Source organism: Helicobacter ailurogastricus, from assembly GCF_001282945.1.
Classification (GTDB): domain Bacteria; phylum Campylobacterota; class Campylobacteria; order Campylobacterales; family Helicobacteraceae; genus Helicobacter; species Helicobacter ailurogastricus.
The window spans coordinates 1-5,392 of record NZ_CDMG01000001.1 but is presented as its reverse complement, the minus strand read 5'-3'; the positions used below and the strand labels follow the sequence as shown (position 1 = coordinate 5,392).

The 5,392-nt window shown below is 44.7% G+C and carries 8 protein-coding genes and 1 pseudogene; all 9 read left to right on the top strand.

Translation table 11 applies throughout. The annotated features are described in order from the left end of the window. Positions 1 to 520, top strand: a pseudogene (locus HAL07_RS08505) (replication endonuclease); the annotation flags it as partial. Further along, complete coding sequence (locus HAL07_RS08500; protein WP_435988044.1) at positions 453 to 605, top strand: hypothetical protein; 153 nt, start codon at positions 453 to 455, stop codon at positions 603 to 605. The pseudogene HAL07_RS08505 and the gene HAL07_RS08500, both read left to right, overlap by 68 nt. Further along, entirely contained in the window at positions 538 to 777 is a 240-nt protein-coding gene (locus HAL07_RS08495) for a phage DNA packaging protein C (protein ID WP_016670801.1), read from the top strand. Before HAL07_RS08500 ends, HAL07_RS08495 begins: the two co-directional genes overlap by 68 nt. Further along, entirely contained in the window at positions 774 to 1,232 is a 459-nt protein-coding gene (locus HAL07_RS08490; protein WP_000084700.1) for a scaffolding protein D, read from the top strand. Before HAL07_RS08495 ends, HAL07_RS08490 begins: the two co-directional genes overlap by 4 nt. After that, entirely contained in the window at positions 1,232 to 1,348 is a 117-nt protein-coding gene (locus HAL07_RS08485; protein WP_000033471.1) for a phage DNA packaging protein J, read from the top strand. Before HAL07_RS08490 ends, HAL07_RS08485 begins: the two co-directional genes overlap by 1 nt. A gap of 36 nt (positions 1,349 to 1,384) precedes the next feature. Next, a complete protein-coding gene (locus HAL07_RS08480; protein WP_000065572.1) occupies positions 1,385 to 2,668 on the top strand; it encodes a major capsid protein in 1,284 nt (427 codons plus the stop codon). A 110-nt stretch (positions 2,669 to 2,778) separates the two neighbouring features. After that, complete coding sequence (locus HAL07_RS08475) at positions 2,779 to 3,306, top strand: hypothetical protein (RefSeq protein ID WP_000487867.1); 528 nt, start codon at positions 2,779 to 2,781, stop codon at positions 3,304 to 3,306. Positions 3,307 to 3,314: 8 nt separating this feature from the next. Further along, the gene (locus HAL07_RS08470) at positions 3,315 to 4,301 is read left to right on the top strand and encodes a Minor spike protein (protein WP_000466547.1); all 987 of its coding nucleotides are present in this window, start codon (positions 3,315 to 3,317) and stop codon (positions 4,299 to 4,301) included. 63 nt (positions 4,302 to 4,364) lie between these two features. After that, on the top strand, positions 4,365 to 5,392 hold a 1,028-nt coding region (locus tag HAL07_RS08465; RefSeq protein ID WP_053944696.1), incomplete at its 3' end, for a replication endonuclease.

Below are 5,392 nucleotides of genomic sequence, written 5' to 3'. Positions count from 1 at the left end.
TTTCTATGTGGCTAAATACGTTAACAAAAAGTCAGATATGGACCTTGCTGCTAAAGGTCTAGGAGCTAAAGAATGGAACAACTCACTAAAAACCAAGCTGTCGCTACTTCCCAAGAAGCTGTTCAGAATCAGAATGAGCCGCAACTTCGGGATGAAAATGCTCACAATGACAAATCTGTCCACGGAGTGCTTAATCCAACTTACCAAGCTGGGTTACGACGCGACGCCGTTCAACCAGATATTGAAGCAGAACGCAAAAAGAGAGATGAGATTGAGGCTGGGAAAAGTTACTGTAGCCGACGTTTTGGCGGCGCAACCTGTGACGACAAATCTGCTCAAATTTATGCGCGCTTCGATAAAAATGATTGGCGTATCCAACCTGCAGAGTTTTATCGCTTCCATGACGCAGAAGTTAACACTTTCGGATATTTCTGATGAGTCGAAAAATTATCTTGATAAAGCAGGAATTACTACTGCTTGTTTACGAATTAAATCGAAGTGGACTGCTGGCGGAAAATGAGAAAATTCGACCTATCCTTGCGCAGCTCGAGAAGCTCTTACTTTGCGACCTTTCGCCATCAACTAACGATTCTGTCAAAAACTGACGCGTTGGATGAGGAGAAGTGGCTTAATATGCTTGGCACGTTCGTCAAGGACTGGTTTAGATATGAGTCACATTTTGTTCATGGTAGAGATTCTCTTGTTGACATTTTAAAAGAGCGTGGATTACTATCTGAGTCCGATGCTGTTCAACCACTAATAGGTAAGAAATCATGAGTCAAGTTACTGAACAATCCGTACGTTTCCAGACCGCTTTGGCCTCTATTAAGCTCATTCAGGCTTCTGCCGTTTTGGATTTAACCGAAGATGATTTCGATTTTCTGACGAGTAACAAAGTTTGGATTGCTACTGACCGCTCTCGTGCTCGTCGCTGCGTTGAGGCTTGCGTTTATGGTACGCTGGACTTTGTAGGATACCCTCGCTTTCCTGCTCCTGTTGAGTTTATTGCTGCCGTCATTGCTTATTATGTTCATCCCGTCAACATTCAAACGGCCTGTCTCATCATGGAAGGCGCTGAATTTACGGAAAACATTATTAATGGCGTCGAGCGTCCGGTTAAAGCCGCTGAATTGTTCGCGTTTACCTTGCGTGTACGCGCAGGAAACACTGACGTTCTTACTGACGCAGAAGAAAACGTGCGTCAAAAATTACGTGCAGAAGGAGTGATGTAATGTCTAAAGGTAAAAAACGTTCTGGCGCTCGCCCTGGTCGTCCGCAGCCGTTGCGAGGTACTAAAGGCAAGCGTAAAGGCGCTCGTCTTTGGTATGTAGGTGGTCAACAATTTTAATTGCAGGGGCTTCGGCCCCTTACTTGAGGATAAATTATGTCTAATATTCAAACTGGCGCCGAGCGTATGCCGCATGACCTTTCCCATCTTGGCTTCCTTGCTGGTCAGATTGGTCGTCTTATTACCATTTCAACTACTCCGGTTATCGCTGGCGACTCCTTCGAGATGGACGCCGTTGGCGCTCTCCGTCTTTCTCCATTGCGTCGTGGCCTTGCTATTGACTCTACTGTAGACATTTTTACTTTTTATGTCCCTCATCGTCACGTTTATGGTGAACAGTGGATTAAGTTCATGAAGGATGGTGTTAATGCCACTCCTCTCCCGACTGTTAACACTACTGGTTATATTGACCATGCCGCTTTTCTTGGCACGATTAACCCTGATACCAATAAAATCCCTAAGCATTTGTTTCAGGGTTATTTGAATATCTATAACAACTATTTTAAAGCGCCGTGGATGCCTGACCGTACCGAGGCTAACCCTAATGAGCTTAATCAAGATGATGCTCGTTATGGTTTCCGTTGCTGCCATCTCAAAAACATTTGGACTGCTCCGCTTCCTCCTGAGACTGAGCTTTCTCGCCAAATGACGACTTCTACCACATCTATTGACATTATGGGTCTGCAAGCTGCTTATGCTAATTTGCATACTGACCAAGAACGTGATTACTTCATGCAGCGTTACCATGATGTTATTTCTTCATTTGGAGGTAAAACCTCTTATGACGCTGACAACCGTCCTTTACTTGTCATGCGCTCTAATCTCTGGGCATCTGGCTATGATGTTGATGGAACTGACCAAACGTCGTTAGGCCAGTTTTCTGGTCGTGTTCAACAGACCTATAAACATTCTGTGCCGCGTTTCTTTGTTCCTGAGCATGGCACTATGTTTACTCTTGCGCTTGTTCGTTTTCCGCCTACTGCGACTAAAGAGATTCAGTACCTTAACGCTAAAGGTGCTTTGACTTATACCGATATTGCTGGCGACCCTGTTTTGTATGGCAACTTGCCGCCGCGTGAAATTTCTATGAAGGATGTTTTCCGTTCTGGTGATTCGTCTAAGAAGTTTAAGATTGCTGAGGGTCAGTGGTATCGTTATGCGCCTTCGTATGTTTCTCCTGCTTATCACCTTCTTGAAGGCTTCCCATTCATTCAGGAACCGCCTTCTGGTGATTTGCAAGAACGCGTACTTATTCGCCACCATGATTATGACCAGTGTTTCCAGTCCGTTCAGTTGTTGCAGTGGAATAGTCAGGTTAAATTTAATGTGACCGTTTATCGCAATCTGCCGACCACTCGCGATTCAATCATGACTTCGTGATAAAAGATTGAGTGTGAGGTTATAACGCCGAAGCGGTAAAAATTTTAATTTTTGCCGCTGAGGGGTTGACCAAGCGAAGCGCGGTAGGTTTTCTGCTTAGGAGTTTAATCATGTTTCAGACTTTTATTTCTCGCCATAATTCAAACTTTTTTTCTGATAAGCTGGTTCTCACTTCTGTTACTCCAGCTTCTTCGGCACCTGTTTTACAGACACCTAAAGCTACATCGTCAACGTTATATTTTGATAGTTTGACGGTTAATGCTGGTAATGGTGGTTTTCTTCATTGCATTCAGATGGATACATCTGTCAACGCCGCTAATCAGGTTGTTTCTGTTGGTGCTGATATTGCTTTTGATGCCGACCCTAAATTTTTTGCCTGTTTGGTTCGCTTTGAGTCTTCTTCGGTTCCGACTACCCTCCCGACTGCCTATGATGTTTATCCTTTGGATGGTCGCCATGATGGTGGTTATTATACCGTCAAGGACTGTGTGACTATTGACGTCCTTCCCCGTACGCCGGGCAATAATGTTTATGTTGGTTTCATGGTTTGGTCTAACTTTACCGCTACTAAATGCCGCGGATTGGTTTCGCTGAATCAGGTTATTAAAGAGATTATTTGTCTCCAGCCACTTAAGTGAGGTGATTTATGTTTGGTGCTATTGCTGGCGGTATTGCTTCTGCTCTTGCTGGTGGCGCCATGTCTAAATTGTTTGGAGGCGGTCAAAAAGCCGCCTCCGGTGGCATTCAAGGTGATGTGCTTGCTACCGATAACAATACTGTAGGCATGGGTGATGCTGGTATTAAATCTGCCATTCAAGGCTCTAATGTTCCTAACCCTGATGAGGCCGTCCCTAGTTTTGTTTCTGGTGCTATGGCTAAAGCTGGTAAAGGACTTCTTGAAGGTACGTTGCAGGCTGGCACTTCTGCCGTTTCTGATAAGTTGCTTGATTTGGTTGGACTTGGTGGCAAGTCTGCCGCTGATAAAGGAAAGGATACTCGTGATTATCTTGCTGCTGCATTTCCTGAGCTTAATGCTTGGGAGCGTGCTGGTGCTGATGCTTCCTCTGCTGGTATGGTTGACGCCGGATTTGAGAATCAAAAAGAGCTTACTAAAATGCAACTGGACAATCAGAAAGAGATTGCCGAGATGCAAAATGAGACTCAAAAAGAGATTGCTGGCATTCAGTCGGCGACTTCACGCCAGAATACGAAAGACCAGGTATATGCACAAAATGAGATGCTTGCTTATCAACAGAAGGAGTCTACTGCTCGCGTTGCGTCTATTATGGAAAACACCAATCTTTCCAAGCAACAGCAGGTTTCCGAGATTATGCGCCAAATGCTTACTCAAGCTCAAACGGCTGGTCAGTATTTTACCAATGACCAAATCAAAGAAATGACTCGCAAGGTTAGTGCTGAGGTTGACTTAGTTCATCAGCAAACGCAGAATCAGCGGTATGGCTCTTCTCATATTGGCGCTACTGCAAAGGATATTTCTAATGTCGTCACTGATGCTGCTTCTGGTGTGGTTGATATTTTTCATGGTATTGATAAAGCTGTTGCCGATACTTGGAACAATTTCTGGAAAGACGGTAAAGCTGATGGTATTGGCTCTAATTTGTCTAGGAAATAACCGTCAGGATTGACACCCTCCCAATTGTATGTTTTCATGCCTCCAAATCTTGGAGGCTTTTTTATGGTTCGTTCTTATTACCCTTCTGAATGTCACGCTGATTATTTTGACTTTGAGCGTATCGAGGCTCTTAAACCTGCTATTGAGGCTTGTGGCATTTCTACTCTTTCTCAATCCCCAATGCTTGGCTTCCATAAGCAGATGGATAACCGCATCAAGCTCTTGGAAGAGATTCTGTCTTTTCGTATGCAGGGCGTTGAGTTCGATAATGGTGATATGTATGTTGACGGCCATAAGGCTGCTTCTGACGTTCGTGATGAGTTTGTATCTGTTACTGAGAAGTTAATGGATGAATTGGCACAATGCTACAATGTGCTCCCCCAACTTGATATTAATAACACTATAGACCACCGCCCCGAAGGGGACGAAAAATGGTTTTTAGAGAACGAGAAGACGGTTACGCAGTTTTGCCGCAAGCTGGCTGCTGAACGCCCTCTTAAGGATATTCGCGATGAGTATAATTACCCCAAAAAGAAAGGTATTAAGGATGAGTGTTCAAGATTGCTGGAGGCCTCCACTATGAAATCGCGTAGAGGCTTTGCTATTCAGCGTTTGATGAATGCAATGCGACAGGCTCATGCTGATGGTTGGTTTATCGTTTTTGACACTCTCACGTTGGCTGACGACCGATTAGAGGCGTTTTATGATAATCCCAATGCTTTGCGTGACTATTTTCGTGATATTGGTCGTATGGTTCTTGCTGCCGAGGGTCGCAAGGCTAATGATTCACACGCCGACTGCTATCAGTATTTTTGTGTGCCTGAGTATGGTACAGCTAATGGCCGTCTTCATTTCCATGCGGTGCACTTTATGCGGACACTTCCTACAGGTAGCGTTGACCCTAATTTTGGTCGTCGGGTACGCAATCGCCGCCAGTTAAATAGCTTGCAAAATACGTGGCCTTATGGTTACAGTATGCCCATCGCAGTTCGCTACACGCAGGACGCTTTTTCACGTTCTGGTTGGTTGTGGCCTGTTGATGCTAAAGGTGAGCCGCTTAAAGCTACCAGTTATATGGCTGTTGGTTTCTA